This window comes from Micromonospora sp. NPDC049275 (genome assembly GCF_043197115.1).
Classification (GTDB): domain Bacteria; phylum Actinomycetota; class Actinomycetes; order Mycobacteriales; family Micromonosporaceae; genus Micromonospora.
In genome coordinates, this window is sequence record NZ_JBICSN010000003.1 from 193,276 (window position 1) to 218,930 (window position 25,655).

Sequence of the window (25,655 nt, forward strand, 5' to 3'; positions counted from 1 at the left end):
TCATGGTGTCACCCAGCTACCCCGCCAAACCCAAGCCGGGCGACCGGGTCGCGGTCGTCTCCCCCTCCGCCGGACTGCCGGCGATCTTCCCCCACGTGTACGAGTTGGGGCTGCGCCGGCTGCGCACGGAGTTCGGACTGGAGCCCGTGGAGTACCCGACGACCCGCGAGATGGGGGCCGACCCTCGTGACCGGGCCCGCGACCTGACCGCCGCCTTCGCCGACCCGACGATCACCGCGGTGCTCGCCACCGTCGGCGGGGATGACCTGATCACTGTCACCCCATACCTCGACGACGATGTGCTGCGGGCCAATCCGAAGCCCTACTTCGGCTACTCCGACAACACGAACGTGCTCAACCACCTCTACCGGCTGGGGATCGTCGCCTACCACGGCGGCTCGGTGCTTGTGCACCTCGGCCGGCCGGGCCGTCCGCACCCGTTGACCTTCGACTCGCTGCGCGCCGCCCTGTTCACGAGCGACTGGTACGAGTTGTCGCCCGCCCGCGAGTGGGGCGACCAGCCCAACTCGTGGTCCGAGCCGGAGACGTTGGCGTACGAGCCGGAGATGCTGCCGGGCGAGGGCTGGCGCTGGCAGGGGCCGGCGCGGGTCGTACGGGGGCGCACCTGGGGCGGCTGCCTGGAGATCGTGCACTGGCTGCTGGCCACCGACCGGGTGCCGACCGCCGCCGAGTTGGACGGGTCCGTGCTGGTCGTCGAGACCTCGCAGGAGATGCCGAGCGCCAAGGAGGTCTTTCGGATCGTGCGGAACCTGGGGGAGCGGGGGCTGCTCGCCGCCTTTCCGGCGGTGGTCGTCGGCCGGCCGAAGGCCTGGGACTTCGACAAGCCACTGACGGTGCCCGAGCGGCGGGCCTGGGGTGAGGCACAGCGGGACGCCATCACCCGTGCCCTGGCGCTCTACAACCCGGAGGCGGTGGTGGTGTTCGACGTCGACCTCGGCCACACCGACCCGCAGTTGATCATCCCGTACGGCGGGGAGATCCTTGTCGACGCGATCGAGGGCCGCATCTCGGTGCGCTACTGAGATCCGTGCACCGCCCGCGCCGGCGGGCGGTGCACGATTCCTGATCAGCCGTTCGCGCAGAGGACCGATCGCAGGGCGGCCAGGAGACCCGCGCTCGACGGCACCGGAAGCTGCCCCTGGACGTCCCGGTCGATGTCGTAGACGTTTGCGGCCAGGACGAGCTGCCGGGAGTTGTCCGGGCTGGTCGCCGCGATGCTTGTGAAGCCCGGCCCGCCGCCGTCGGTCGTCCACACTCCGATCGCGCCCGACGCGCACGGCAGCATCACCCGCTGCACCCCCAGGCCGTACTCGTTCGGCGAGTCGCCCATCGGCACCACGGTCTCCAGTTCTCGCTGCTGTGCCGGCGCGAGCAGTCGTCCGCCGAACAACGCCCGGTGGAACCGCGCCAGGTCAGCCGTCGTCGAGATCATCGCCCCGGCCGTCCAGTCGTACGACGGGCTGAACCGTGTCACGTCCCGACCGGTCAGGTCGTAGCCGTGCAGATGCCGGCCGTGGATCTCCGGGTCGGTGATCGGGAACGAGGTCTGACTCAGGCCGAGCGGCCCGATGATCCGCCGCCGCACCTCGGTCGCCGCGTCCCGGCCGGTGACCGCCTCGATGATCAGACCGGCCAGCAGGTAGTTGGTGTTCGAGTAGCGCCACGAGGCGCCGGGGGCGAACTCCGGCCGGTGAGCCACCGCCAGGGCGATCACCGTACGGGGTGTGATGACCCGGTCCCAGTCGTGCTCGTCCAGGTACGGGGCCCAGAAGCTCCGTTCGCCGGTCGGGTCCCAGATGCCGCTGGTGTGGTTGAGCAACTGCCGCACGGTGATCGTCGAACCGTCGTTGCCGTTGCCTTGGACGACCCCCGGCAGCCAGCGCTCGACCGGGTCGTCGAGGGTCAGTCGGCCCTCGCCCACCAGTTGCAGCAGCACCGTGGAGACGAACGCCTTGGTGTTGCTGCCGATCCGGAAACGGTCCTCCGGCCGGGCCCGCGCCCCGGTGGCCCGGTCGGCCACCCCCGCCGCCAGCTGCCACCGTCGGCCGTCCACACGCCCGTAGGCCGTCGCCGCGGGGAAGCCGTCCGCGACCAGTTGGTCGAGCGCGGCGGCCAACGCAAGGCGTTCCGGCGCCCGACTGTCGGCGCGGGCCGGTTGAGGTGGAACGGCGAGGGTGGCGACAATCGTGCCTACCGACACCACCACGGTCCAGAACGAACGCATCACGACCTGCTCCCATCGACGAAACGTGTGTTGCCGTCGACAGTGCCGGCCTGTGGACCGCAGCGGCATGTGGCTCTCCCGCCGATCGGGTGGGGTTAACCCGACGGGTTGTCCGGCTGGGCGGACGGCCCGCATCCGGGCATGCTGATCCGGAACACCCGCTGCCGGCTCGTCCGGGACGGTGTCGTCCGGCACGGTCGGGAGGATCAGATGACGCGTCTCCGGCAGCTCCGCAACCAGGTCGGGTACGTGCTGGCCAGCCTGCCGCTGGCGGTGGTCGGCTTCGCGTACGCCGTCGTCACTGTGGTCGTCGGCGGGGCGCTCGCGTTGACGCTGCTCGGCCTGCCGCTGCTCGCCTCAGGCGTCCTCGGCGCTCGCGGTTGGGGATGGCTGCACCGCGCGCTGGCCCGGGCGACGCTGGGGTTGCGGGTGGCGGGCCCGCGACCGGTCCGACGACGACCCGGGCCGGTGGGGTACGTCCGGAGCGGCCTCGGCGATGCCACCGGCTGGCGGGCGCTGGCATACCTGATCGTGAAGCTGCCGGTGACCCTGGTGGCGACGGCGGTGATCGCGGCCTTCCTCTGCTACCCGGTGTTCCTGCTGAGCCATCCCCTCTGGTGGTCGCAGCGCGCCGCCCTGCAACTCGGTGACTTCCTGTTCGACACCTGGCCGCGGTCGTTCCTGCTGGCCGGGATCGGCGCCGGGATGCTCCTCGCCGGCACCTGGCTGCTGCGCCTGGTCCTGCTCCTGGACGGGCTGTTGATCCGCGGCCTGCTCGGGCCGACCAGCCTCGACGAGCGGGTCGACGACCTCGAAGAGGCCCGCGCGCTGGCCGTCGACGACGCCGCCGCGCTGCTGCGCCGCATCGAGCGCGACCTGCACGACGGTACGCAGGCACAACTGGTAGCCCTGGCCATGAAACTCGGCCTGGCCAAGGAGAAGCTCGCCGGTGACGCCGCGCCCGAGGCCAGGGCGCTCGTGGAGACCGCGCACCGGGACGCGAAGATCGCCATCACCGACCTTCGTGACCTGGCCCGGGGCATCCATCCGCCGATGCTCGACAACGGTCTGGAGGCGGCACTGGACACCCTGGTGGCGCGGGGCGCCGTACCCGTGCGGTTGCGGGTCGAGGTGCTCGACAGACCGTCACCTGCCGTCGAGACGACCGTCTACTACTGCGTCGCCGAGCTGCTCACAAACGTAGCCAAGCACGCGGCGGCCCGGCGGGCGACAGTCGAGGTACGGCAACTCGACGGTCTGCTGCGGGTGCAGGTCGCGGACGACGGCGGCGGCGGTGCCGTGATCGGGAAAACGACACACGCGCTGCCCGGCGGCGGGCTGGCCGGCCTGCGCGACCGGGCCCGCACCGTGGACGGCACGATGCGGATCGACAGCCCACCGGGTGGGCCGACGCTCGTCACCCTGGAACTCCCGGTGCGGCGATGACCGGGCTGCGCGTGGTCATCGCCGAGGACTCCGGGATCCTCCGCGACGGGCTCAGTTACCTGCTCGCCGACCGAGGTCACCTGGTGCTCGCCGCCGTTGCCGACCCGGGGGCGTTGCGGGCCGCCGTCGACGAACACCGCCCCGACGTCGCCGTGATCGACATCCGGATGCCGCCGACGTACACCGACGAAGGGCTGCGGGCCGCGCTCGCCGTACGCGCCGCCCATCCCGGCACGCCGGTGCTGCTCTTCTCCCAGTACGTGGAGACCCGGTACGCGGCGCAGCTCCTCGCTGGCGGTGCCGAAGGTGTCGGTTACCTGCTGAAGGACCGGGTGGCCGAGGTCGGCGAGTTCGTCGACGCCCTGACCCGCGTCGCCGAGGGCGCGACAGTGCTCGATCCGGAGGTGGTGACGCAGCTCCTCGGCGCGGCAAGGGGCCCAGGGCACCTGGCCGGTCTCTCCGAGCGGGAACGGGCCGTGCTGGCCCTGATGGCCGAGGGACGCGCGAACGTGGCGATCGCCTCCGCGCTGTTCCTCAGCGTGGGGGCGGTGGAGAAGCACATCACCAGCATCTTCGGCAAGCTGGGTCTGCCGCCCACCGAGACCGACCACCGTCGGGTCCTCGCGGTGTTGCGGTACCTCCAGTCCGGAAGGTGACGTGTCGCGGTGCGCTACTGACCCGCCGGCGATACGAGCAATTTTCTTCAAGACCGTGGACGGGCACGCCGGGAGGATGGATCACGTCGGTTCGGAAGCCGCCCCACCGGGTCGGCCCCCCGGGCACGCGGACCTGTTCGGGGAGGTCCGACGCCCCGGCCGGGCCCTGGGCGGGCCGCGTTCGCGCGTGCCTGAGGAGGTGCCGCACGCCCCCCGTGCGGCACCTCCGACCGCCTTCGGTCAGGCCGCTTCGGTCGGGTCTTCGCCGGTCGCGGTGAGCAGGCGGCGCAGTCGGGCCGGTGGGTGGCCCACCTGCTCGCGGACCACCCGGGTCAGGTGTGCCTGGTCGGCGAAGCCGTACTCGCTGGCGAGCGCGCCGAGCGGCCGGCCGTCGGGCTCGGCGAGCGTGTCCAGCACCGCACGGACCCGCAGCCGGTTGCGGTAGGCGGTCAGGCTGCTGCCGGTCATTCGTTGGAACACCCGGCTGAGGTGGTGCGGCGAACTGCCCACCTGCCGGGCCACCTCGTCCAGACCCATCGTGAACCCGGAGTTGGCGAGCACCTCCCGGGCCTGGTCGGCGAGCCGCCGGTGCGCGGCAAGGGTCGCCGGCCGTCGACGGACGGCCCGCTCCACCTCGGCGTCCGGGTCGTCGGAGTGGAGGGCGCTGTGGTGCAGCAGGCGGGCCAGGAACCGCTGGAGCCGTTCGGCCATCTCGAAGCCGTCCAGCCCACGCCGGAACTCGGCCACCAGCAGGCGGTGCGCCAGGTCCAGGGTGGCATCCGACGTGCCGGCCCAGCCGCCCTGGCCCAGCCAGCGCTCGGCGTCCCGCCGCTCCAGGAGCACCGCCGGATCGATCTCCAGGCAGGTGTACGAGTCGCCGCAACCGAACGGATGCGCCACTGCCATCTCGTCGCCTGGTCGGGTGAGCAGGACCGAGGTGGCGTCGGAGAGCCCCACCCTGCCGTTCAGCCGACGCCGGTACGCCCCGGAGCGACCCAGGACAATCTTGTGCCGGTCCTCCGCGACGGTCTCCGTCCACCCGTGGTCTTCCACTATGCAGCGAACCTGGTAGATCAACATCCCGTCGGGGTGCCCCAGCACCCGCCACCGCGCGGGCGTCGTGCGGCGACGCGGATCACTGCCGAATCCCTCAGCGGGCATCGCTTCCCCCTGGCGCGGCGACCGTCCACTCTCCGCAGGAATGCTGCCGACTCACCATCTTCTCCGTCCACCCCCGGCCCGACGCGGTGGATCAGCCGGCGCTGCCGGTCGGCTGCGCACGACCCGGCGTCGCTGTCGCGGGGTCACCGGCCGACGACCGCGAAGGCGCGGACCGGGAAGGTGCCCATGCCGGCCACCATCGGCGGGGCCGCGGTGAAGCGGAACCCACTGGGCGGCAGCGCGCTCAGGCCGGTCAGGTGCTCGACGATCGGGATGCCGGCGGCGAGCAGGATGCTGTGCGCGGGGCGTACGCCTCCGGCCGCCGGGCTCATGTCGTCGATGTTGATCGAGTCGATGCCGACCACTGCCGCGCCGGCGTCGGCCAGTGCCTGGGCGGCGTCCCCGGTCAGGTACGGCGCTTCCAGCGCGCCGTACCGCTCGGTGCCGAAGTGCGCGTCCCACCCGGTGTGCAGCAGCACCGCCCGCCCGGCCACCTCGTACGGGGCCAGCATCAGTCGGTCCACGGCTCGGGTCTCGGCCGGCACCCGGACCACCACGCCGGGCAGGTCGGCGAGGCGGTCCAGCGGCACCCCGGTCAGATCCGCGCGGCCGGCCCAGCGGTGGGCGGGAGTGTCCACGTACGTGCCGGTGTTGGCGATCATGTCGATCCGGGCCACGTGGAACTCGGTGCCCGGCGCGTAGTTCGCCCGGGACGCCGCGAAGGTCAGCCAGTCGGTGATCCGCGGCGCCGGCCAGCCGGGCAGGGTGGTCATCCCGTCGCTGATCACGTGGCTCAACTCGACCAGCCGACGGTCGGTGCCCGACTCGTCGACGGCGACGCCCCGGCCGCCCCTGTGCGGCTCCTCGATGATCGTCTTCGCGCTGATCCGGACCTCGGCGACCATCAGCAGCCCCAGATGCCTGACGAACAACGTCGCCAGATCATCGTCGGTGATCTCCCGCCCGGGTATGTCCAGCCGGAACCCCTCGGTACGCAGCCCGCCGCCGTTGGCGAAGCTCACCTCCGCGTCGAACTGTGCCCGCCACTGCGCACCCATGCCGAAACCCGACCATGCCGGCCGGCCATCGGTCAAGATCTACGCAACATCAGGGAAAGTGCTGCCTCCCGCGTCTCGGAAGCAGCAACTTCCGGGACGTTGCGCGGATCTTGGGACCGGGATGGCGTGCGGGGCGCGCGGTGCGGAGGGAGGGGCGGGGGCGACGCGCCGGAGTGACGTCGGACCTGGGCGGAAGGGGGTGGCTGTCGGTGGACGGGGATAGGCTTGTTGTCGTGCACCCCCCGTCCGGCTGGACGAGGGGCCGCAGTCGTGTGCGTCGACTCCCCGGAAAGGTTTGCCTTGCTCACCGGTCTGTTCTCCGCCGCCCTGGCCGACCCCGGGCTGACCCGGGCGCGTGACCTGGCGCGCTCCGGTGCCGCCCAGGTTGACGGCCTCGACATCACCGCTCCCGCCGCGCTGCGTCCGTTCGCCGTCGCGGCGGTCGCCGCCGACGAGCAGGGGGCCGGGCGACCGGTGCTGGCGGTGACCGCCACCACCCGGGAGGCCGACGACCTGGCCGCCGCGCTCGGCGGGTTGCTGCCGCCGGAGCAGGTGGTGGTCTTCCCCTCGTGGGAGACGCTGCCGCACGAGCGGCTCTCCCCCCGCTCGGACACGGTGGGCCGCCGGCTGGCCGTGCTGCGCCGCCTCGCGCACCCGGAGGCGACCGACGCGCACGGCGGCACCGGGCCACTGCGGGTGGTCGTGGCACCCGTCCGGTCGGTGCTGCAACCGCAGCTCAAGGGCCTCGGTGACCTGGAGCCGGTGCAGCTCGCCGCCGGCGAGGAGGCGGACCTGGAGGAGGTCGCCCACCGCCTGGTCGACATGGCGTACGCCCGCGTGGACCTGGTCACCAAGCGCGGCGAGTTCGCGGTGCGCGGCGGCATCCTGGACGTCTTCCCGCCCACCGACGAGCACCCGTCCCGGGTCGAGTTCTGGGGCGACGAGGTGGAGGAGATCCGCACCTTCGCCGTCGCCGACCAGCGGACCATCGAGCAGGTGCCGCTGCTCTGGGCGCCGCCCTGCCGTGAGCTGCTGCTCACCCCGGAGGTGCGTGCCCGGGCCGCCGCGCTCGCCGAGCAGCACCCCGAGCTGGCCGAGATCCTCGACAAGCTGGCCGAGGGCATCCCGGTGGAGGGGATGGAGTCGCTGGCTCCGGTGCTTGTCGGCCCCGACTCGCTGGAGTTGCTGCTCGACGCCATGCCGGCCGGCACCCACGTCCTGCTGTGCGACCCGGAGCGGATCCGCACGAGGGCGCACGACCTGGTGCGTACGTCGGAGGAGTTCTTGCAGGCCAGCTGGGCCGCCGCCGCGGTCGGTGGCCAGGCCCCGGTGGACGTCGGCGCCGCCGCCTTCCGCACGCTCGGCGAGGTCCGCGCCACCGCCGGCACGCTCGGCCAGCCGTGGTGGACGCTGTCCCCGTTCGGTCTGGTTGAGGCCGAGACGGCCGAGACGCGGCAGCCCTGGGAGGACGCGCCCGAGCAGGCAGCGGTCACCCCGGACGACGCCATCGCGGTGACCCTCGCCGCCCAGCCGGCACCGCTCTACCACGGTGAGACGTCGCGGGTCGTCGACGACCTGAAGCGCTGGGCCGGCGAGGGCTGGTCGATCGCGCTGGTCTTCGAGGGGCACGGCCCCGCCCAGCGGGCGGTGGAGGTGCTGCGCGACGCCGGGTTGGGCGCCCGGCTCACCGAGGAGGTGCCGACCGCGCCGGCCCCCGGCGAGCTGGTCGTCACCTGCGGCGCGCTGAGCAGCGGGTTCGTCGACGAGGCGTCCCGTTTCGTGCTGCTCACCGGCAACGACGTCACAGGCGGTCGGGGCACCTCGACGCGGGACATGCGCAAGATGCCGAGCCGGCGGCGCAACACCATCGACCCGCTGGAGCTCAAGGCCGGCGACTTCGTGGTGCACGAGCAGCACGGCATCGGCAGGTACGTCGAGCTGGTGCAGCGCACCGTCAACGGCGCCAGCCGGGAATACCTGGTCATCGAGTACGCGGCCAGCAAGCGCGGCCAGCCCGGCGACCGGCTCTTCGTGCCGACCGACCAGCTCGACCAGCTCTCCCGCTACGTGGGTGGTGAGCAGCCGACGCTGCACAAGATGGGCGGCTCGGACTGGCAGAAGTCCAAGGCGCGGGCACGCAAGGCGGTCCGGGAGATCGCCGCGCAGCTCATCCAGCTCTACGCCGCCCGTAAGGCGTCAAAGGGCCACTCGTTCGGCCCGGACACGCCGTGGCAGCGCGAGCTGGAGGACGCGTTCCCGTGGCAGGAGACGCCGGACCAGCTCGCCGCGATCGACGAGGTCAAGCGGGACATGGAGCAGACCGTCCCGATGGACCGGCTGATCTGCGGCGACGTCGGCTACGGCAAGACCGAGATCGCGGTCCGGGCGGCCTTCAAGGCCGTACAGGACGGCAAGCAGGTGGCGGTGCTGGTGCCGACCACGCTGCTGGTGCAGCAGCACTACAACACGTTCGCCGAGCGGATGAGCCAGTTCCCGGTGCAGATCCGGCAGCTGTCGCGGTTCCAGACCCCGAAGGAGACCGAGCGGACGCTGGAGATGGTGGCCGACGGCACCGTCGACATCGTCATCGGCACCCACCGGCTGTTGCAGACCGCCACCCGGTTCAAGCAGCTCGGTCTGGTGATCGTCGACGAGGAGCAGCGCTTCGGCGTCGAGCACAAGGAGCATCTGAAGACCCTGCGGGCCTCGGTGGACGTGCTCAGCATGTCGGCCACCCCGATCCCGCGCACCCTGGAGATGGCGATCACCGGCATCCGGGAGATGTCCACGATCGCCACCCCGCCGGAGGAGCGGCACCCGGTGCTCACCTTCGTCGGAGCGCAGGACGACAGGCAGGTGGCCGCGTCCATCCACCGCGAGCTGCTCCGCGACGGGCAGGTCTTCTACCTGCACAACCGGGTCGAGTCGATCGACCGGGCGGCGCGGCGACTGCGGGAGCTGGTGCCCGAGGCGCGGGTCGCCGTCGCGCACGGCCAGATGGGTGAGGACGCCCTGGAAAAGGTAATGGTCGGCTTCTGGGAGAAGGAGTTCGACGTCCTGGTCTGCACCACGATCGTGGAGTCGGGCATCGACATCCCCAATGCCAACACGCTGATCGTGGAGCGGGCCGACCTGCTCGGCCTGGCCCAGCTGCACCAGATCCGTGGCCGGGTCGGCCGGGGCCGGGAGCGGGCGTACGCCTACTTCCTCTACCCACCGGAGAAGCCGCTCACCGAGCACGCCCACGAGCGGCTGGCCACCATCGCGCAGCACACCGAGCTGGGCGCCGGCATGTACGTGGCAATGAAGGACCTGGAGATCCGTGGCGCCGGCAACCTGCTCGGCGGTGAGCAGTCCGGGCACATCGAGGGCGTCGGCTTCGACCTGTACGTGCGGATGGTCGGCGAGGCGGTGTCGGCGTTCAAGGGTGAGCGGCCGGAGGAGGAGGTCGACGTCAAGATCGACCTGCCGGTCGACGCGCACCTGCCGCACGACTACGTGAGCGTGGAGCGGTTGCGGCTGGAGATGTACCGCAAGCTCGCCGAGGCCCGCGACGAGGAGCGGTTGACCGAGGTCGTCGCCGAGATGACCGACCGGTACGGCGAGCCGCCGGCTCCCGTGCAGAACCTGGTGGCGGTGGCCCGGTTCCGTCTGCTGGCCCGCCGGTACGGCCTGACCGACGTGTCCATGCAGGGCAAGCACGTGCGGTTCGGGCCGCTGCCGCTGCCCGACTCGAAGCAGATGCGGCTCAAGCGCTACCACCCGGACGCGGTCTACAAGCTGGCCACCGACCAGGTCAGCGTGCCCCGACCGACCACGCGTCGGATCGGCGGCGAGCCGCTGCGGGACCAGGCGCTGCTCGAATGGTGTGCGCAACTGCTCTCCGACGTGCTGGGCGCCCCCGCCCCGCTGGTCGCCGCGGCCGGGTGAGGTGGGGGCCGTCACAGCGGGCGGAAGGGCATGAGAGAGTGACGGGCATGCGTGCTCGCCGTGTGATCGCCGCCGCCAGCGTCGCGGCTCTGGGTGTCCTCTCCCTCGCCGCCTGCGGGAAGTCCGCGCCGGACGTCGCCGCGTACGTCGGTGACAGGACCTATTCGCTCGACCGGGTCAACGGGATCTACGACGAGGTGCAGGCGAAGTACGGTGACGCGGTCCGCCAGGAGGCCGGCCAGGCCAGCGCGACCCCGTCGCCCGAGCAGTTGCGGGCCCCCGTCACCCGGCAGGACGTGGTGAACCTCCTGGTCAGCCTGGAGCTGGGCAAGCGGTTGGCGGCTGCCAAGAACCTCCAGGTGCCCGACGAGGTCACCCCGCAGCAGCTGGAGCAGAGCCTGCGGGTGCCGGCCACCACCGAGTACGCCAAGCTCTGGGGGGAGTGGGTCGACCTGCTGCAGGTGTTCAACCAGCAGCTTCCTCCGGCCGAGGTGAGCGACGAGTCGGTGATGGCCGTCTACCAGGCCCTGGTCAAGGCCGAGGCGATCGAGGGCGGGCTGCCTGTCGCCGAGGTCCGCCAGAAGTTCGGCGAGGGAGCCTTCGTCGGCAGCGCCACCGCGCTCAGCGCCGCCCTCGAGGAGGAGGCGAACCGGGTCGACGTCTCGATCAACCCGCGCTACCGCGAGGTGGGGGTGCCCTCGTTGGTGAGCACCGGCCAGTCGGTCATCTTCTACTCGCTGCCGTACATCAACGAGGAGGGTCCGGTCACCGACATCTCCAGCCCGGACGCGGCGTCGCCGAGCGCGAGCCCGGACGCCGAGGGCACGGCCAGCTGAGCATGACGGCACGGATCGTCCTGCTGGTCACCTCGCCCCGGATGCCGGCCGGCCTGCTGACCTCGGCCGCCTGGGACGTCGTACGCCAGCATCCGGTCCTGGCCGGCGCGGAGAGCGAGTTGACCACTGCCGTGCGTCAGGCGGGCGCCGAGGTGACGGTCGTGGACGGCCCGGCGACGCAGCCGCTGCTCGACACGGTGGCGGCACACGGCGCGGCGGTGTGGTTGGCCGGCCCGGCCGGTGACGAGTCGCTGGCCCGGGAGCTGGGCCTGCGGCTGGCCCGGGAGCCGGGGCTTGCCGAGCTGGAGCTGATGTACGGCTCGTGGGACCCGCCGGGGGCCCGGCTGCTGGACGCGGTGGCCGTGCTGGACCGGCTGGCCTCTCCGGGGGGCGACCCGTGGAAGCGGGCGCAGACGCACCGCAGCCTCGCGGGTTATCTGCTGGAGGAGAGCTACGAGGCGTACGACGCGATGGTCTCCGACGACACCGACTCGCTGCGTGAGGAGTTGGGCGACGTCCTGTTGCAGGTGGTGCTGCACGCGCGACTCGCGGAGGAGCTGCCCGAGGGCGAGCGGTGGACCATCGACGATGTGGCGGGTGGCCTGGTCGACAAGATGATCCGGCGCAATCCGCACGTCTTCGCCGGTGCCGAGGCGGGCACCCTGGAGGAGATCACCGCGAACTGGGAGCGGATCAAGCGCGTGGAGAAGGCGCGTGACTCCGTCCTGGACGGTGTGGCGTTCAGCCAGCCAGCGCTGGCCCTGGCCACGCAGATCCTGGACCGGGCCGCCCGCAACGGCCTGACCACCCCACTGCCGAACCCGGACGATGAGCCCGACGACGAGGCGAAACTGGGCGCCACCCTCCTGACCATGGTCGCCAAGGCCCGCAACGCCAACCTGAACCCAGAAGCAGCCCTCCGCAAAACAACCCTGACCCAAGCCGAAAAGATCCGCGAAACGGAATCCCAACCCCGCGGCTGACCCGCGTTGATCATGAAGTTATTGCCGCGACACGCCGAAGCGGGCGGCAACAACTTCATGATCGACCGAAGTGGGGTTGGGGGTGGGGGTGTCGGTAGGGTGGGTTGGTGGAGGAGTTCGGGGTACTTGCGGAGCGGGTTGTCGAGGCACTGCTGGAGTCGCGGCCGGGGGTCGCCACCGCTGCCGGGGATCATCGATTCGACTCTCGGCTTCCGGATCTCTCCGTCGACGCGCTGGCCGCCGACCGGGTGATGCTCGCCGACGCGGCGAACGCGCTGTCCGAGCTGGACCCCGACGCGCTGGACGTCGACGAGCAGGTGGACCACGCGCTGCTCACCTCCTTCGTGGACCGGGAGCTGTTCGAGCTGACCGAGATCCGGTCGCACGAGTGGGACCCGTTGCACCACAACCCCGGCCCGCTGCTGCACCCGCTGCTGGCCCGCCCGTACGCCCCGGCCGAGGTGCGGTTGACGCAACTGGCCGGCCGGCTCGCCGACGTACCGGATGCTCTCGCCACCGCCCGCGCGACGCTGCGGGACATGCCGCGGATCCACGCCGAGACGGCTGTCGGGCAGTTCACCGGCACTGCCGCGCTGATCCGCGACGAGCTGCCGGGGCTGATCGCCCAGGCGCCGGGCCGGCTCGCCGAGGTCGAGCCGGCGGCCACCGCCGCGATCGCCGCGCTGGACGAGTTCGTCGCCTGGCTGCGTACCGGCCTGGCCGCCGACGCGGGTCCCGGCCGTGACCCACGGCTGGGGCGCCGCCGCTGGGAGGCGCGGCTCTGGCACACCCTCGACACCGAGCTGGGGGCCGCCGAGATCCAGCGCCGCGCCTGGGCCAACCTGGACCGGATCACCGCGGAGATCCGCGCGGCGGCCGTCGAGCTGGTCGGCGGACCGGCAGACGACGCTGCGGTACGTCGGGCGCTGGACGTGCTCGCCGCCGAGCACCCGGACGACTCGACGATCGTCGAGCTGGCCGGGGTGACCCTGGACGAGGCGACCGACTTCGTCCGCCTCCACGACCTGGTCACCCTTGTCGACGACAGGTGCGTGATCCAGGAGATGCCGGAGTTCGCGCGGGGTGTCGCGGTGGCGTACTGCGACTCGCCCGGCCCGCTGGAGACGGCGCCGGTGCCGACCTTCTACTGCATCGCGCCCACCCCGGCGGACTGGTCGGCGCAGCGCGTGGACTCCTTCTACCGCGAGTACAACGATCACATGGTCCGCAACCTGACCGTGCACGAGGCGATGCCCGGCCACTTCCTCCAGCTCGCCCACGCCCGGCGGTACGTCGGCGGCACGCGGGTGCGGGCGCTGGCCCGGTCCGGCCCGTTCGTGGAGGGCTGGGCGGTGTACGCCGAGGAGCTGATGGCCGGGCTCGGTTTCGGTGGCCTGCCGGTGCGGTTGCAGCAGCTCAAGATGCAGCTCCGCATGACCATCAACGCGCTGCTCGACCAGTTGGTGCACGCCGAGGAGCTGCCCGAGGCCGAGGCCATGGCGCTGATGACCGGGCGCGGTTTCCAGGAGGAGGGCGAGGCTGCCGGCAAGTGGCGTCGGTCCCTGCTCACCTCGACGCAGCTCTCCACGTACTTCGTCGGGTACAGCGAGGTGGCCGAGATCGCCGCCGCCCGCCCGGAGGGGGTGTCGGTGCGCGACTGGCACGACGCGATGCTGGCCCACGACTGCCCGCCTCCGCGCCACCTGCGCACGTTGCTGGACGTGTGAGGACGCCGGCTACTGGCCGCCCGGCCGGCGGTCCACCACGCCGGCGCCGGCGGGCGGGTCGAACGCTGTCTCCTCCACCGTCTCGGAGTAGTCGCTCAACGCCAGCTCCCTCGGTTTGCCGTCGACCGAGCCGAGGAAGCTGCCGAGCACGCCTTCGGTGGTCACGCAGGCGCTGAAGTCGCCGTCCGAGCGCTGCACCTCGACGCAGGCCGCGTGATGCCCGGCGACTGTGGTGTCGCTCTGCTTGATCACCGCCTGCGGGTCGAGTGCGGCGGCGGTCAGCAGCCCGACCACCACCGGCGGGGTGACGAGACCCTGCCGGTTCGCCTCGGTGAAGAGCGCCACTGTGGGCTTGCTTCCCGGGCTGGGCGGCGCGACGAGCGTGCACGCCATCCTTCCGCCGGTCGCCGTGCAGCGGGTGACGGCGTCCGGTGTGACGGTGAGCCGCCCACCCGGATAGGTGTAGGCGGAGCGGGCCGGATCCTGCGCCTGCACGATCGCGGCGGTCTGGCCGCCGGGCAGCTGGTAGTCGGCCGAGTAGGTCAACTCCAGCGCCCGATCGAGGCGGGCGGCGAGGTCGTTGACGAGATCCGAGCGGCCCATGGCGCTGCCGGCGTCCTCGAATGTCTGACAGCCGGTGACCGTGAGCGACGCGATGACCGACACGGCGAGCATGCGGAGGGTGGTCGAGGCGGCGGGCATGACGACCAGCCTGGTGGATCAAGTCGGCGCAGCGCAAACCCGTTGCCGGTTGACGCCCGGAAATCCGGGAATGTCCGTCAGTGCGGGCCGACTCGGGTGCGCGGGCGACGCCGTGCCCGATCCCGCCGCCCGATACGCTGCGTTCAACACCTGCCTCAGCCGCACCGTCGCGGCCCACCCACGGACCGGATCACAACAACGAGGAGCGACTCAGTGGCAACCATCGAGGGAATCGTCGCCCGGGAGATTCTCGACTCGCGGGGCAACCCGACGGTCGAGGTCGAGGTCGGCCTGGACGACGGCACGGTGGCCCGCGCCGCAGTGCCCTCCGGCGCCTCCACCGGCGCGTTCGAAGCGATCGAGCTGCGCGACGGTGACGCCGACCGCTACCAGGGCAAGGGCGTGGAGAAGGCGGTCTCCAACGTCGAAGACAAGATCGTCGACCAGATCATCGGGTACGAGGCCAGCGAGCAGCGGCTCATCGATCAGAAGATGCTCGACATCGACGGCACCGACAGCAAGTCGGAGCTGGGCGCGAACGCCATCCTCGGGGTCTCCCTGGCGGTGGCGAAGGCGGCCGCCGGCAGTGCCGAGCTGAGCCTCTTCCGCTACCTGGGCGGCCCGAACGCGCACCTGCTGCCGGTGCCGATGATGAACATCCTCAACGGTGGGGCGCACGCCGACTCCAACGTCGACATCCAGGAGTTCATGGTCGCGCCGATCGGTGCGCCCACCTTCCGTGAGGCGCTGCGCTCCGGCGCGGAGGTCTACCACGCGTTGAAGTCGGTGCTGAAGAAGAAGGGCCTGTCGACGGGGCTCGGCGACGAGGGTGGCTTCGCGCCGAACCTGCCGACCAACGCGGCTGCCCTGGACCTGATCTCCGAGGCGGTCGAGAAGGCCGGTTACCGGCTCGGCACCGACATCGTGTTCGCCCTCGACGTGGCGGCCACGGAGTTCTTCGACAACGGCACCTACACGTTCGAGGGCGCCGCGAAGTCCGCCGAGGAGATGAGCAACTACTACACCAAGCTGGCCGGTGACTACCCGATCGTGTCGATCGAGGACCCGCTGGCGGAGGACGACTGGACCGGCTGGCAGACGCTCACCGCGTCGATCGGCGACCGGGTGCAGATCGTCGGCGACGACCTGTTCGTGACCAACCCGCAGCGCATCGCCCGCGGCATCGCGGAGAAGGCGGCCAACGCCGTCCTGGTCAAGGTCAACCAGATCGGTTCGCTCACCGAGACCCTGGACGCGGTGGACCTGGCCCACCGGGCCGGCTTCAAGTGCATGATGAGCCACCGCTCCGGCGAGACCGAGGACACCACCATCGCCGACCTGGCGGTGGCCACCGGCTGCGGCCAGATCAAGACCGGCGCGCCGGCCCGCTCGGACCGGGTCGCCAAGTACAACCAGCTGCTCCGGATCGAGGAGGAGCTGGCCGACGCGGCGCGCTACGCGGGCGCGGGTGCGTTCCCGCGTTACCGTTCGGCCTGAGAGATTGTCGGGAAGCCCCGCAGCGGTCCTGGGGCTTCCCGGCGAACTCGGCAACACACGTAGCCTCGGGGGAGGGGTGTGACGATGCAGCGCCGCACACCGGGTGGTCAACGTCCCGCCCGTCGGCCGGGTCAGACCGGGCGACCGGGTGCTGGCCGGGCCACCCGTGGGTCGCTCCGGGACGCCGGCGTACGCGCCGAACCGCGCGGCGCCGCCGGTCGGGCGCCCGGCGCGGTCCGGGGCGCCGAGGGCGTACGCTCCGCGAACCGTCCGGCCGCTGCCCGGCGTACGGCCGCCGGCGGTTCCGTCAAGCGGCTCGCCGCACCCCATCCCCGTCGCTTCACCGGCCGGGCCACCGTGTTGTTCGCGGTGTTGATCGCCCTCGCCCTCGCATACACCTATCCGGTGCGGGTCTACCTGGATCAGCAGGCCGACATCGAGCGGATGGAGGCCGCCCAGGCGGCGCAGGAGGAGGAGATCGCCAAGCTGACCGCGGAAGCGGCCAAGTGGCAGGACCCCGAGTACAAGATGACGCAGGCTCGGGAACGGTTCTTCATGGGCCGGCCGGGCGAGAAGATGATGGTGGTGCTGAACGACCCGGTGGGCGCCGCCCGCGACGCCGGGAAGTCACCCGGCTCGGGCGCCCCGGCGGGGCCGACGACCTGGTACGACACGCTCTGGTCGAGCGTGCGGGCGGCGGACACCCAGCAGCCGGGCAAGTGACCCACCGATCAGCACACCAGGAGAGACGAGCACCGTGACTGTCGCACCACCGCCGGAGTCGGCGGCGGATTCCGTACCCCTGCCGCAGCGGGAGCCGGCCACGGAGGCCGACCTGGCCGCGGTGGCGGCTCAGCTCGGCCGGACGCCCCGGGGCACCCGGGCGGTGGCCCACCGCTGCCCGTGCGGCCTGCCCGACGTGGTGGAGACGACGCCCCGCCTCGCCGACGGCACCCCGTTCCCGACGCTGTACTACCTGACCTGCCCCCGGGCCACCGCGGCGTGCAGCCGGCTGGAGTCGGCCGGGCTGATGCGGGAGATGGCCGACCGGCTGTCGACTGATCCGGAGCTGGCCGCCCACTACCGGGCCGCACACGAGGACTACCTGGCCCGCCGCGAGGCGATCGGCGAGGTGCCGGAGATCGCGGGCATCTCCGCCGGTGGGATGCCCGGCCGGGTGAAGTGCCTGCACGTGCACCTCGGCCACGCCCTGGGTGCCGGCCCCGGCGTGAACCCGTTCGGTGACGAGACGTTGGCGCTTGTCGAGCCCTGGTGGGCCAGCGGCCCATGCGTCGACGTGCCCCCCACGGAATGACCACGCAGGCCGAGGGTCGGATCCTGGTGCGGCGGGCCCGCACCGGGGACGTGCGGGGCATCCGCCGGTTGGTCGACACGTACACCGACGACCGGCGGCTGCTGAGCAAAGCCACCGTCACCCTCTACGAGGACGTGCAGGAGTTCCGGGTGGCGGTCCGGCCCGATGACGGCGTCGTGGTGGGCTGCGGGGCGTTGCACGTGATGTGGGAGGACCTGGCCGAGATCCGTACGGTGGCCGTCGACCCGTCCTGCCGCGGCCAGCGGATCGGGCACCGGCTGGTGGGTGAGCTGATCGACGCGGCCCGGGAGCTGGGCGTGGCGCGGATCTTCGTGCTCACCTTCGAGACCCGGTTCTTCGGCTCGTTCGGCTTCCGGGAGATCGACGGCGCTCCGGTGCCGCAGCCGGTCTACGAGCAGTTGCTGCGCTCGTACGACGAGGGTGTCGCGGAATTCCTGGACCTGGAGCGGGTCAAGCCGAACACGCTGGGCAACACCCGGATGCTGCTGCGCCTGTAGCTCAGGTGCGGCGGGGGTGGCTGGCGAAGAAGTCCCAGATCAGGTCGGTGGCGGTGACACCCGCGGCCGGCGCGGCGAGCTGACCGGAGGTCGCCCCCGGCCAGCTGTGGCCCATGTCGGCGATGGTGTAGACGCTTACCTCGCTGCCGTCCGCGCACCGGGCCTCGGTCCGCGTCACCCTCGGCACCCCGGACGCCTTCGACGCCGGCGTGCACCGGAGCCGTTGCTGCCAGGTCTTGATGCCCGCCTGGAACTTCGGGGCGTACTCGTCCTGAGCGCCGATGAAGGTGATCACGGAGACGGGTGACTTCGGCACGTAGCTCTCATCAGTGGTCAGCGCACCGCTGTAGCCGCCGCTGACCACCCCGATCGCGGCGTACCTGCCGGTGGCCTCCACCGCCGCCCGGAAGCTCATGTCGCCGCCGTTGGAGATGCCCGTGAGAAAGACCCGGTTGGGGTCCGCCCGCCAGGTCTGGACCAGGTGGTCGGTGAGGGCGTTGAGGAAGCCGACGTCGTCCGCGTTGCCGCAGCAGGACAGCGCGTTGTACCCACCGTCCAGCCCGTCCGGGTAGGCGACCAGGACGTTGTCCCTGTCGCCCCGAGCCTCCAGGCCCGCCAGATCCCGCACGAGGTAGCCGGATCCGGGATAGAAGTGCAGCGCGATGACCAGGGCGGGCGCACGGCTCGGGTCGTACGCGGGTGGGGCGTGCAGCAGGTAGCCGCGGTCGAGCCCGTTGTGCTTCAGCGTGAGCTGGTGGTCGCCCGGAGCCGGGCGTTCGCTCGACGCGGACGGGGTCGACGAGGGTTGCCCCCGCTCACAACCTGCGGCCACGACAATGAGGCAGAGCCCCGTCAACACCGCCACCGTTCGCCGCACGTCGGCCACCCCCCGTCGACCCCGCGTCCACACTGGACGTGATCGGTGCGCGGATCAACCCTTTCGGTCCTGACCGAAGGGAGGCAGGCTGTTTCTCATGCTTCGCCTCCAGCTCGGCCCGGCGGACCTCTGCCGGGTGCGGTTCGGCGATCGACTGCACCCGGTCGGCACCGCGCTGCTGGCCGGCCAGTGGCTGCGCGATCCGACGGTCGCCGTGCTGGCCCCCGCGCTGGCCGAGCGGGCGACGGCGGTCGAGGCCACGGGCGCGGCCCAGGCAGCCACCGCGATCCTTCGACACCTGCTGCCGGAGCGGGGGCGCCTGCCGGATTTCGTCACTCCCCTCGACGGTCTGGAATCGCTGGCGGCAGGTCTGGAGGCCATCCGTGCCACCCCGGCCTGCCGGGTGCGCGCCGAGGCCACGGCGTCGTACGCCGGCGTGAGCGCCACCCCGCTGCGACGACGGTTCGCGGCGGCCGACCCGGAGGTGCTGGACCTGTTCGGCGGTGCCGTGGCCAGCTGGTTCGACACCGTGCTCGCGCCGCTCTGGCCCGATCTGGTGTCGACACACCGCCAGCAGGTGACCCTCGCCAGTCAACGACTCGCGCAACACGGCCTCGCCGGGCTCTTCGCGGGTCTGCATCCGGCGATCCGGTGGCATGAGCCGGTGCTGGAGGTACGGACCTGGTGGAGCGGGGACGTGGCCGGAACCGGTCACGGCGTGATCCTGCTGCCCTCTCCGTTCGCCGGGCTCCGCCCCCGGGTGCTGGTCCAGCCGGGGCGGCCGATCCTGCTCGTCTATCCGGCGCCGATGCCGATCCGCGCCGACACCCCGGAGGGCGATCCCCTCGGCCGACTGCTCGGCGCCACCCGCGCGGCGGTGCTGCGGCGTCTCGCCGGCGAGGGCGGGCTGACCACCACGGCACTGTCCCGGGCGGTCGGGGTCAGCCTGTCGTCGGCCTCGGAGCACGCCACCGCGCTGCGGGCGGCCGGTCTGGTCGTCAGCGAGCGGGAGGGCGGGACCGTCCGACACCACGTGACGCCGCTCGGCGCGGGTCTGTTGGGCGCCGGGCCGCCCGGAGGGCTGTCGTAGGGTTGCGGGGTGACGACGCGTGTGGCGGCCATCGACTGCGGGACCAACTCGATCCGACTGCTGGTCGCCGACCTGCCTGAGGAGGCGGCCGGGCCGCAGGCCCCGCTTACCGACGTGACCCGACGGATGGAGATCGTCCGGCTCGGGCAGGGCGTCGACCGGACGGGCCGGCTGGCGCCGGAGGCGATCGAGCGGACGCGTGTGGCGTTGGCGTCGTACGCCGCCGACATCGAGAAGCTGGGTGCCCAGCGGGTGCGGATGTGCGCCACCTCGGCCTCCCGGGACGCCGCGAACGCTGCCGACTTCACCGAGATGGTGCAGCGCACCCTGGGCGTGGCGCCCGAGGTGGTCAGCGGCGACGAGGAGGCTCGGTTGTCGTTCACCGGCGCGGTGCGCGGGCTGCCCGCCGACGCGTCGGAGCCGTTCCTGGTCGTCGACATCGGCGGTGGCTCCACCGAATTCGTGGTCGGTGACCGGGCCGCCGGCGTGCGGTCGGCGATCTCCGTGGACATCGGGTGCGTCCGGATGACCGAGCGGCACCTGCCGGGCGACCCGCCGACGGCCGAGCAGATCGCGGCCGCCGAGGCCGACATCGCCGCCGTCGTGGACCGGGCGCTCGCGTCGGTGCCCGGCCGCGAGGCCGCCACCCTGGTCGGCCTCGCCGGTTCGGTCACCACTGTGGTCGCCATCGCCCAGGGCCTGCGGGAGTACGACCCGGAGCGCATCCACCACGCCCGGGTGTCGTACGAGGCGGTGGCGCGGGTGACGGCGGACCTGCTGGGTCAGACCCGCGCGCAGCGGTTGGCGGTTCCGGTGATGCACCCGGGCCGGGCCGACGTGATCGGAGCGGGCGCGCTGGTGCTCCGCGTGATCATGGAGCGCGCCGGAATGCCCTCGGTGGTCGCCTCGGAGCACGACATCCTCGACGGCATCGCCTGGAGCCTCCAGTAGGCCACCCGCGGCCTTGATCGACTCGGTTTCAGTGAAATCGGGGTGTCCCTGGCATTGGGATGCCCCGATTTCCAGGAACTCGTGTGGATCAAGCCGCCCAACCCCGCCCAACCCCGCCAAACCCCGCGCGGCCCCGCCCAGGCCCGCCCGGCCCCCGCTCGGCGCGTCGGGGGCGAATCGTTGACGGTACTTCGCATTGCATACTAGTGTGCATTGCGTGGACACCACACAGTTGCTGAAGGGCGTGCTCGACATGGCCGTCCTCGCCGTGCTCCGGGAGGAGGACGGTTACGGCTACGACATCCTGCGCCGGCTCCGCGAGGCCGGCCTGGAGGAGATCGGCGACGCCTCGGTCTACGGCACGCTGCGCCGTCTCTTCGCCGCCGGCCTGCTCACCACCTACGTCGTGCCGAGCGAGACCGGCCCGCACCGCAAGTACTACTCGCTCAACGCCGCCGGGCGTGACCAGTTGACCCGCTCCGGCAAGCTCTGGCGCTCGTTCGCCACGACCATGGACACTCTGCTCGACGATCGGGGGCTGGCGGCATGACCGTCACGGAGCAGGAGATCACCGACTACGTGGCGCGGGTCCGGGCGGCTCTGGCCGACCTGCCGCCCGACCGGCGCAACGAGCTGACCGAGGATCTCGCCGACCATCTCACCGAGGTCGCGGCCGAGGGCGAGGGCACCCTCGTCGAGCGGCTGGGCGAGCCCGAGACGTACGCCGCCGAGCTGCGCGTCGCGGCCGGCGCCGGTGTGGGCAGTGGACGCAACCTCGACCAGCGCGTCGCCACCGCGGTGATCCGGGCCCGCAGGCGGCTGCGGGCCGTCGACGTCCGGCTCGGCCCACCCCTGGGGTACGAGACGGCCAGCGACTTCCTCAAGCTGCTGCGCCCTGCCTGGTGGGTGCTGCGCGGCTACCTCGCGGCGATGCTGGTCACGGTGATCACCACCGGCGGCGACTTCGGCCTGCTGCCCCGGCTCGGTGGTGAGCTGCTCGCCGGCCTGATCATGCTGGTCGGCTTCGTGCTCGCCTCGATCTGGCTCGGTCGCCGTTCCGCCCAGCTGACCCGTTGGCCGCGCTCGGCGGTGCAGGTCGGCAGCGCGGTGCTCGTGGTGTTCGCGCTCTCCGCCCTGGTGCAGGCCGAGGACCGGATGCGCTACGGCGACTACGGCTACCAACCGACCTCGGTCGACAACCCGTACGACCGGATCATGGACGTCTTCGTCTACGACAGCGAGGGCCGGCTGGTGGAGAACGCCCACCTCTTCGACGAGAACGGCAACCCGATCCGACTGGGCTACCCGACTTGCGAACAAGCGCTCAACAGCCAGGACAAGCTGCTGCGGGCGTACCCTCTCTGTCCGGAGCAGGCCCCCTTCGGGCCCCGGGGCCCGGGCATGCCCGTCCCGCCTCGGGCGCCGGCCACCACACCGGAGCCGACCACCACACCAACTCCGACAGTCACCGGTCAACCCACGGCGAGCCCGAGCGGCACGCCCAGTGGCGACCCGACCCCGACCCCGACCGCGACGAGCTGACGGGCGATGTGAACCAGATCATGCAGACGATGCTGGGAAATAGCTGAACGGACGAGGCGAGCGGGACGACACCGGAAATCAATGATCGTTACGGTGTCGTCTGCTCATCCACCCCTCGGAAGGAACCCCCGTGTCAGAGCAGGTCGCACCGCCCTCCGCGTCAGACGCCGCGCCGCAGTCGCCGGCCGGCGAGACGCCCGCCCAGCCGGCCGTCGAGACGCCGCCCCCGGCCGAGCCGGAGGCGAAGAAGTCCGGTGGGAAGAAGGCGCTCGGCATCATCGGCGCGATCGTCGTGTTCCTCGTCATCGCCGGCCTGAAGTTCGGTCTCGCCTCGGCGGTCGGCAACTTCCTGAACAAGGATGAGACGGCCGACGCCAAGGCCGGCGACTGCATCGCCGAGCTGCCCGAGATCAAGGGCGACAAGGAGGAGAAGGTCGACGGCGCCAAGGTCGTCGAGTGCACCTCCACCGACGCCGCGTACAGCGTGGTCGGTCGGATCGACGGGCAGACCGAAACCCAGGCCAAGGCCGACACCACGTGCAACGAGTTCTTCAAGGAAGACCAGGAGGGGTACGTCTTCTACAGCATCGAGTCGGGCAAGAAGGGCTACGTGCTCTGCCTGACCAAGAAGGCCTGAGCGAGAAGGCCTGAGCGAGAAGGCCTGACCGGGCTGCGACACCGACGACGGCGGCGGGGGAGAGTTTCCCGCCGCCGTCGGCATACCCGGAGTCACCGTCCGGCGAACGGGAGGTGAATGCCACTGTTCCGGCGTCTTCCGGGCGGGGGGCGCGGCATGGCAGGCTACCGGCACGTAGGACCACTGGGCGACCAGCCAACGATGACTGACCGCTAGGAGGACGGCCGATGGGCGACATGGTGAGCTACCGCAGCAACGGGGGGACGAGCGAGGGGTATCTCGCGATACCCGCCAGCGGCACGGCCAGCCCCGCCGTCATCGTGATCCAGGAGTGGTGGGGTCTCGTCCCGCACATCCGGTCGGTCGCGGACCGGTTCGCCGAGGCCGGCTTCGTCGCCCTGGCCCCGGACTTCTACCACGGTGAGACCACAAGCGAGCCGGACGAGGCGCAGCGTCTGCTGCTGGGAATGCGAATGGACGAGGCGGCGAAGGACATCGCCGGCGCCGCCGACTACCTCGCCGGCCGGCCGGAGGTCACCGGCAAGGTCGGCGCCGTCGGGTTCTGCGCGGGCGGCAGTCTGGCCCTCTGGTCGGCGACCCTCTCCGAGCGGATCGTCGCAAGCGTCGGCTTCTATCCCGTGCTGCCGTGGGAGTCGATGCGCCCCGACTGGGTCGACTACGCCGGCAAGGCGGCGGTCATCCACTGCTCCGAAGAGGACGGCACCTCGACCGACGAGGGTGTGCAGACCGCGCGCCGGGCCATCGAGGAGGCCGGCGGCACCTGCCAGCTCTACGACTACCCGGGCAGCTCGCACGCGTTCTTCAACGACGACCGGCCGGAGGCGTTCGACCAGCGATCCGCCGCCAGTGCCTGGGCCCGTACCCTCGAGCTCTTCCGGGCCAAACTTGGCTGAGCCGCGTACCCCCGACCAGGTAGTCGCCCGCGCCGCGCGGGCGACCGACCTGGCCGACCTCGACGCCGCGGTCAGCGACTGTTTCGCCTGCCCCCGGCTCGTGCGGTGGCGGGAGGAGGTGGCCCGCACCCGGCGGGCCGCCTTCCGCGACCAGGAGTACTGGGGTCGACCGGTGCCGGGGTTCGGCCCCGCCGACGCGCGGATCGCCATCCTCGGGCTGGCGCCCGCCGCGCACGGCGGCAACCGCACCGGCCGGATCTTCACCGGCGACCGCTCGGGCGACGTGCTCTTCGCGGCCCTGCACCGGGCCGGGCTGGCGAACCAGCCGACAAGCGTCGCCGCCGACGACGGCCTCACCCTGCGCGACACCCGCATCTTCTCCGCCGTCCGCTGCGCGCCGCCGGACAACAAGCCCACCCCGGAGGAGCGGGACACCTGCGCGCCCTGGCTGCACCGGGAGGTCACGCTGATCCGGCCCACCCTGCGCGTCGTGGTGGCGCTGGGCGCGTTCGCCTGGGCCGCGTGGTGGCCGGTGCTGCGCCAGGTGTACGGGCAGCGCCCGCCCAGCCCGCGACCGGCGTTCGGCCATGGGGCACACTGGTCCGGCGCGGCCGTGCCGGAGTTGCTCGGTTGCTACCACGTCAGCCAACAGAACACCTTCACCGGGCGGCTGACACCGGGGATGTTGGACGATGTCTTCGGCCGGGCCAAGCAGCTGGCCGAAGTGGACTGAGAACGCGTGGGGTGGTGGCGATGACGAACGGAACACGCCCACCCACGCCGTCCCCGGTCGCCGGACCGGGTGTGGTCCGTCCGGTGCTCGGCCTGCTGCGCCGCTGGTGGCCGGTGGGTACGGTGGTGGCGCTGCTCGCGGCCGCCGCACTGGCCTCGGCGCACTCGTCGATCGGCGCCAGTCAGATCCCGCCGGCCGCGGACAACGTGCCGTGGGTGCCCGAATATCCGACGGACATTCCGACGCCACCGCCGTCGATCCCGGTCGAGCCGAGGGACGCCGGCGAGGCCACCCAGGCGCACATCCCGCAGTGGATCGCCACCGTGGCGATGGTTCTGCTCGGGCTGGCCATCCTCGCGGTGCTGGGTTACCTCGGCTGGCTCCTGATCCGCGGTGCGTTGCGCCGCACCACCCGGGCGCTGCCGGCACGGAGTGCCCGCCGTACGGCCGAGGGCACCGCCCTCGAGGTGGTCGCCGCCCTCGACGCCGGCCTGGTGGAGCTGGACGACCAGGCCACCGACCCCCGCGTCGCGGTGATCGCCTGCTGGGTACGCCTCGAGGAGGCCGCCGCCGTGGCCGGCGTGGCGCGGCAACCCGGCGACACCCCGACCGACCTGGTCACCCGGCTGCTGCGGGGCGATCCGTCGACAGGGGTCCCGGCGATCGTCAGCGCCGACGTGCTCGCCGAGTTCGCGCACGTCTACCGCGAGGCCCGGTACGCCACACGGGACGTCGACGAGGGCACCCGTGACCAGGCCCGCGCCGCGCTGCGGCGGCTGCGCGGTGAACTCACAATCGTGACGGCGGGCGCCCCCGAGGTGCCGTCATGAACGGGCC

The 25,655-nt window shown here is 72.0% G+C and carries 24 protein-coding genes; 19 read left to right on the plus strand and 5 right to left on the minus strand.

Annotation, left to right across the window (positions count from 1 at the left end; genetic code table 11):
- Positions 1–2 precede the first annotated feature (2 nt).
- Positions 3–1,043 carry a S66 peptidase family protein gene (locus ACGFIE_RS11415; RefSeq protein WP_393293532.1) on the plus strand — a complete coding sequence of 347 codons (1,041 nt, stop codon included), beginning with the start codon at positions 3–5 and terminating at the stop codon, positions 1,041–1,043.
- 44 nt (positions 1,044–1,087) lie between these two features.
- On the opposite strand, the gene ACGFIE_RS11420 is transcribed toward ACGFIE_RS11415, so the two are convergent.
- Positions 1,088–2,245 carry a serine hydrolase domain-containing protein gene (locus ACGFIE_RS11420; RefSeq protein WP_393293535.1) on the minus strand — a complete coding sequence of 386 codons (1,158 nt, stop codon included), beginning with the start codon at positions 2,243–2,245 and terminating at the stop codon, positions 1,088–1,090.
- Between the two features lie 210 nt (positions 2,246–2,455).
- Here ACGFIE_RS11420 and ACGFIE_RS11425 point away from each other — a divergent pair, with 210 nt between their 5' ends.
- Entirely contained in the window at positions 2,456–3,691 is a 1,236-nt protein-coding gene (locus ACGFIE_RS11425; protein WP_393293538.1) for a sensor histidine kinase, read from the plus strand.
- A 5-nt stretch (positions 3,692–3,696) separates the two neighbouring features.
- Complete coding sequence (locus ACGFIE_RS11430; protein WP_393294625.1) at positions 3,697–4,347, plus strand: response regulator transcription factor; 651 nt, start codon at positions 3,697–3,699, stop codon at positions 4,345–4,347.
- Positions 4,348–4,587: 240 nt separating this feature from the next.
- Here ACGFIE_RS11430 and ACGFIE_RS11435 read toward each other — a convergent pair whose 3' ends face one another.
- Complete coding sequence (locus tag ACGFIE_RS11435; protein ID WP_393293540.1) at positions 4,588–5,508, minus strand: helix-turn-helix domain-containing protein; 921 nt, start codon at positions 5,506–5,508, stop codon at positions 4,588–4,590.
- 143 nt (positions 5,509–5,651) lie between these two features.
- Entirely contained in the window at positions 5,652–6,566 is a 915-nt protein-coding gene (locus tag ACGFIE_RS11440; protein WP_393293542.1) for a cyclase family protein, read from the minus strand.
- A 300-nt stretch (positions 6,567–6,866) separates the two neighbouring features.
- Here ACGFIE_RS11440 and mfd point away from each other — a divergent pair, with 300 nt between their 5' ends.
- From mfd to ACGFIE_RS11460, 4 genes are all read left to right on the plus strand, one after another.
- Positions 6,867–10,496, plus strand: a complete 3,630-nt coding sequence (mfd, locus tag ACGFIE_RS11445) for a transcription-repair coupling factor (RefSeq protein WP_393293544.1) — start codon at positions 6,867–6,869, stop codon at positions 10,494–10,496.
- A gap of 47 nt (positions 10,497–10,543) precedes the next feature.
- Positions 10,544–11,332, plus strand: coding sequence for a hypothetical protein (locus ACGFIE_RS11450; protein WP_393293546.1), 789 nt, complete (start codon positions 10,544–10,546; stop codon positions 11,330–11,332).
- 2 nt (positions 11,333–11,334) lie between these two features.
- On the plus strand, positions 11,335–12,315 hold the full coding sequence (locus ACGFIE_RS11455) for a nucleoside triphosphate pyrophosphohydrolase (protein WP_393293548.1): 981 nt from the start codon (positions 11,335–11,337) through the stop codon (positions 12,313–12,315).
- A 107-nt stretch (positions 12,316–12,422) separates the two neighbouring features.
- Positions 12,423–14,042, plus strand: a complete 1,620-nt coding sequence (locus tag ACGFIE_RS11460) for a DUF885 domain-containing protein (protein WP_393293551.1) — start codon at positions 12,423–12,425, stop codon at positions 14,040–14,042.
- A 9-nt stretch (positions 14,043–14,051) separates the two neighbouring features.
- On the opposite strand, the gene ACGFIE_RS11465 is transcribed toward ACGFIE_RS11460, so the two are convergent.
- A complete protein-coding gene (locus ACGFIE_RS11465) occupies positions 14,052–14,744 on the minus strand; it encodes a hypothetical protein (RefSeq protein WP_393293553.1) in 693 nt (230 codons plus the stop codon).
- A 213-nt stretch (positions 14,745–14,957) separates the two neighbouring features.
- On the opposite strand from ACGFIE_RS11465, the gene eno reads away from it, so the two are divergent.
- The 4 genes from eno (at position 14,958) to ACGFIE_RS11485 (ending at position 18,074) form a co-directional block, all read left to right on the plus strand.
- Positions 14,958–16,241, plus strand: coding sequence for a phosphopyruvate hydratase (gene eno / locus ACGFIE_RS11470; protein ID WP_007455677.1), 1,284 nt, complete (start codon positions 14,958–14,960; stop codon positions 16,239–16,241).
- An 84-nt stretch (positions 16,242–16,325) separates the two neighbouring features.
- The gene (locus tag ACGFIE_RS11475) at positions 16,326–16,964 is read left to right on the plus strand and encodes a septum formation initiator family protein (protein WP_393293556.1); all 639 of its coding nucleotides are present in this window, start codon (positions 16,326–16,328) and stop codon (positions 16,962–16,964) included.
- A gap of 34 nt (positions 16,965–16,998) precedes the next feature.
- The gene (locus tag ACGFIE_RS11480) at positions 16,999–17,556 is read left to right on the plus strand and encodes a DUF501 domain-containing protein (RefSeq protein WP_007455679.1); all 558 of its coding nucleotides are present in this window, start codon (positions 16,999–17,001) and stop codon (positions 17,554–17,556) included.
- Complete coding sequence (locus tag ACGFIE_RS11485) at positions 17,553–18,074, plus strand: amino-acid N-acetyltransferase (RefSeq protein WP_363678560.1); 522 nt, start codon at positions 17,553–17,555, stop codon at positions 18,072–18,074. Before ACGFIE_RS11480 ends, ACGFIE_RS11485 begins: the two co-directional genes overlap by 4 nt.
- 1 nt (position 18,075) lies before the next feature.
- Here the strand turns inward: ACGFIE_RS11485 and ACGFIE_RS11490 are convergent, their stop codons facing one another.
- Positions 18,076–18,951: an alpha/beta hydrolase family esterase gene (locus ACGFIE_RS11490; RefSeq protein ID WP_393293560.1), complete on the minus strand. Its 876-nt coding sequence runs from the start codon at positions 18,949–18,951 to the stop codon at positions 18,076–18,078.
- Positions 18,952–19,048: 97 nt separating this feature from the next.
- On the opposite strand from ACGFIE_RS11490, the gene ACGFIE_RS11495 reads away from it, so the two are divergent.
- From ACGFIE_RS11495 to ACGFIE_RS11530, 8 genes are all read left to right on the plus strand, one after another.
- A complete protein-coding gene (locus ACGFIE_RS11495) occupies positions 19,049–20,041 on the plus strand; it encodes an ArsR/SmtB family transcription factor (protein ID WP_393293562.1) in 993 nt (330 codons plus the stop codon).
- Positions 20,042–20,062: 21 nt separating this feature from the next.
- Entirely contained in the window at positions 20,063–20,992 is a 930-nt protein-coding gene (locus tag ACGFIE_RS11500; protein WP_393294627.1) for an exopolyphosphatase, read from the plus strand.
- A 217-nt stretch (positions 20,993–21,209) separates the two neighbouring features.
- Positions 21,210–21,542 carry a PadR family transcriptional regulator gene (locus ACGFIE_RS11505; protein ID WP_393293565.1) on the plus strand — a complete coding sequence of 111 codons (333 nt, stop codon included), beginning with the start codon at positions 21,210–21,212 and terminating at the stop codon, positions 21,540–21,542.
- On the plus strand, positions 21,539–22,534 hold the full coding sequence (locus ACGFIE_RS11510; protein ID WP_393293567.1) for an HAAS signaling domain-containing protein: 996 nt from the start codon (positions 21,539–21,541) through the stop codon (positions 22,532–22,534). The genes ACGFIE_RS11505 and ACGFIE_RS11510 overlap by 4 nt, the downstream gene beginning before the upstream one ends.
- Positions 22,535–22,664: 130 nt before the next feature.
- A complete protein-coding gene (locus ACGFIE_RS11515) occupies positions 22,665–23,171 on the plus strand; it encodes a hypothetical protein (RefSeq protein WP_393293569.1) in 507 nt (168 codons plus the stop codon).
- 227 nt (positions 23,172–23,398) lie between these two features.
- Positions 23,399–24,085 (plus strand): dienelactone hydrolase family protein, encoded by a 687-nt coding sequence (locus tag ACGFIE_RS11520; protein ID WP_393293572.1) that lies wholly within the window; start codon positions 23,399–23,401, stop codon positions 24,083–24,085.
- Positions 24,078–24,818 (plus strand): uracil-DNA glycosylase, encoded by a 741-nt coding sequence (locus tag ACGFIE_RS11525; RefSeq protein ID WP_393293574.1) that lies wholly within the window; start codon positions 24,078–24,080, stop codon positions 24,816–24,818. The genes ACGFIE_RS11520 and ACGFIE_RS11525 overlap by 8 nt, the downstream gene beginning before the upstream one ends.
- Before the next feature lie 20 nt (positions 24,819–24,838).
- Positions 24,839–25,648, plus strand: a complete 810-nt coding sequence (locus ACGFIE_RS11530; RefSeq protein WP_393293577.1) for a DUF4129 domain-containing protein — start codon at positions 24,839–24,841, stop codon at positions 25,646–25,648.
- Positions 25,649–25,655: the final 7 nt, after the last annotated feature.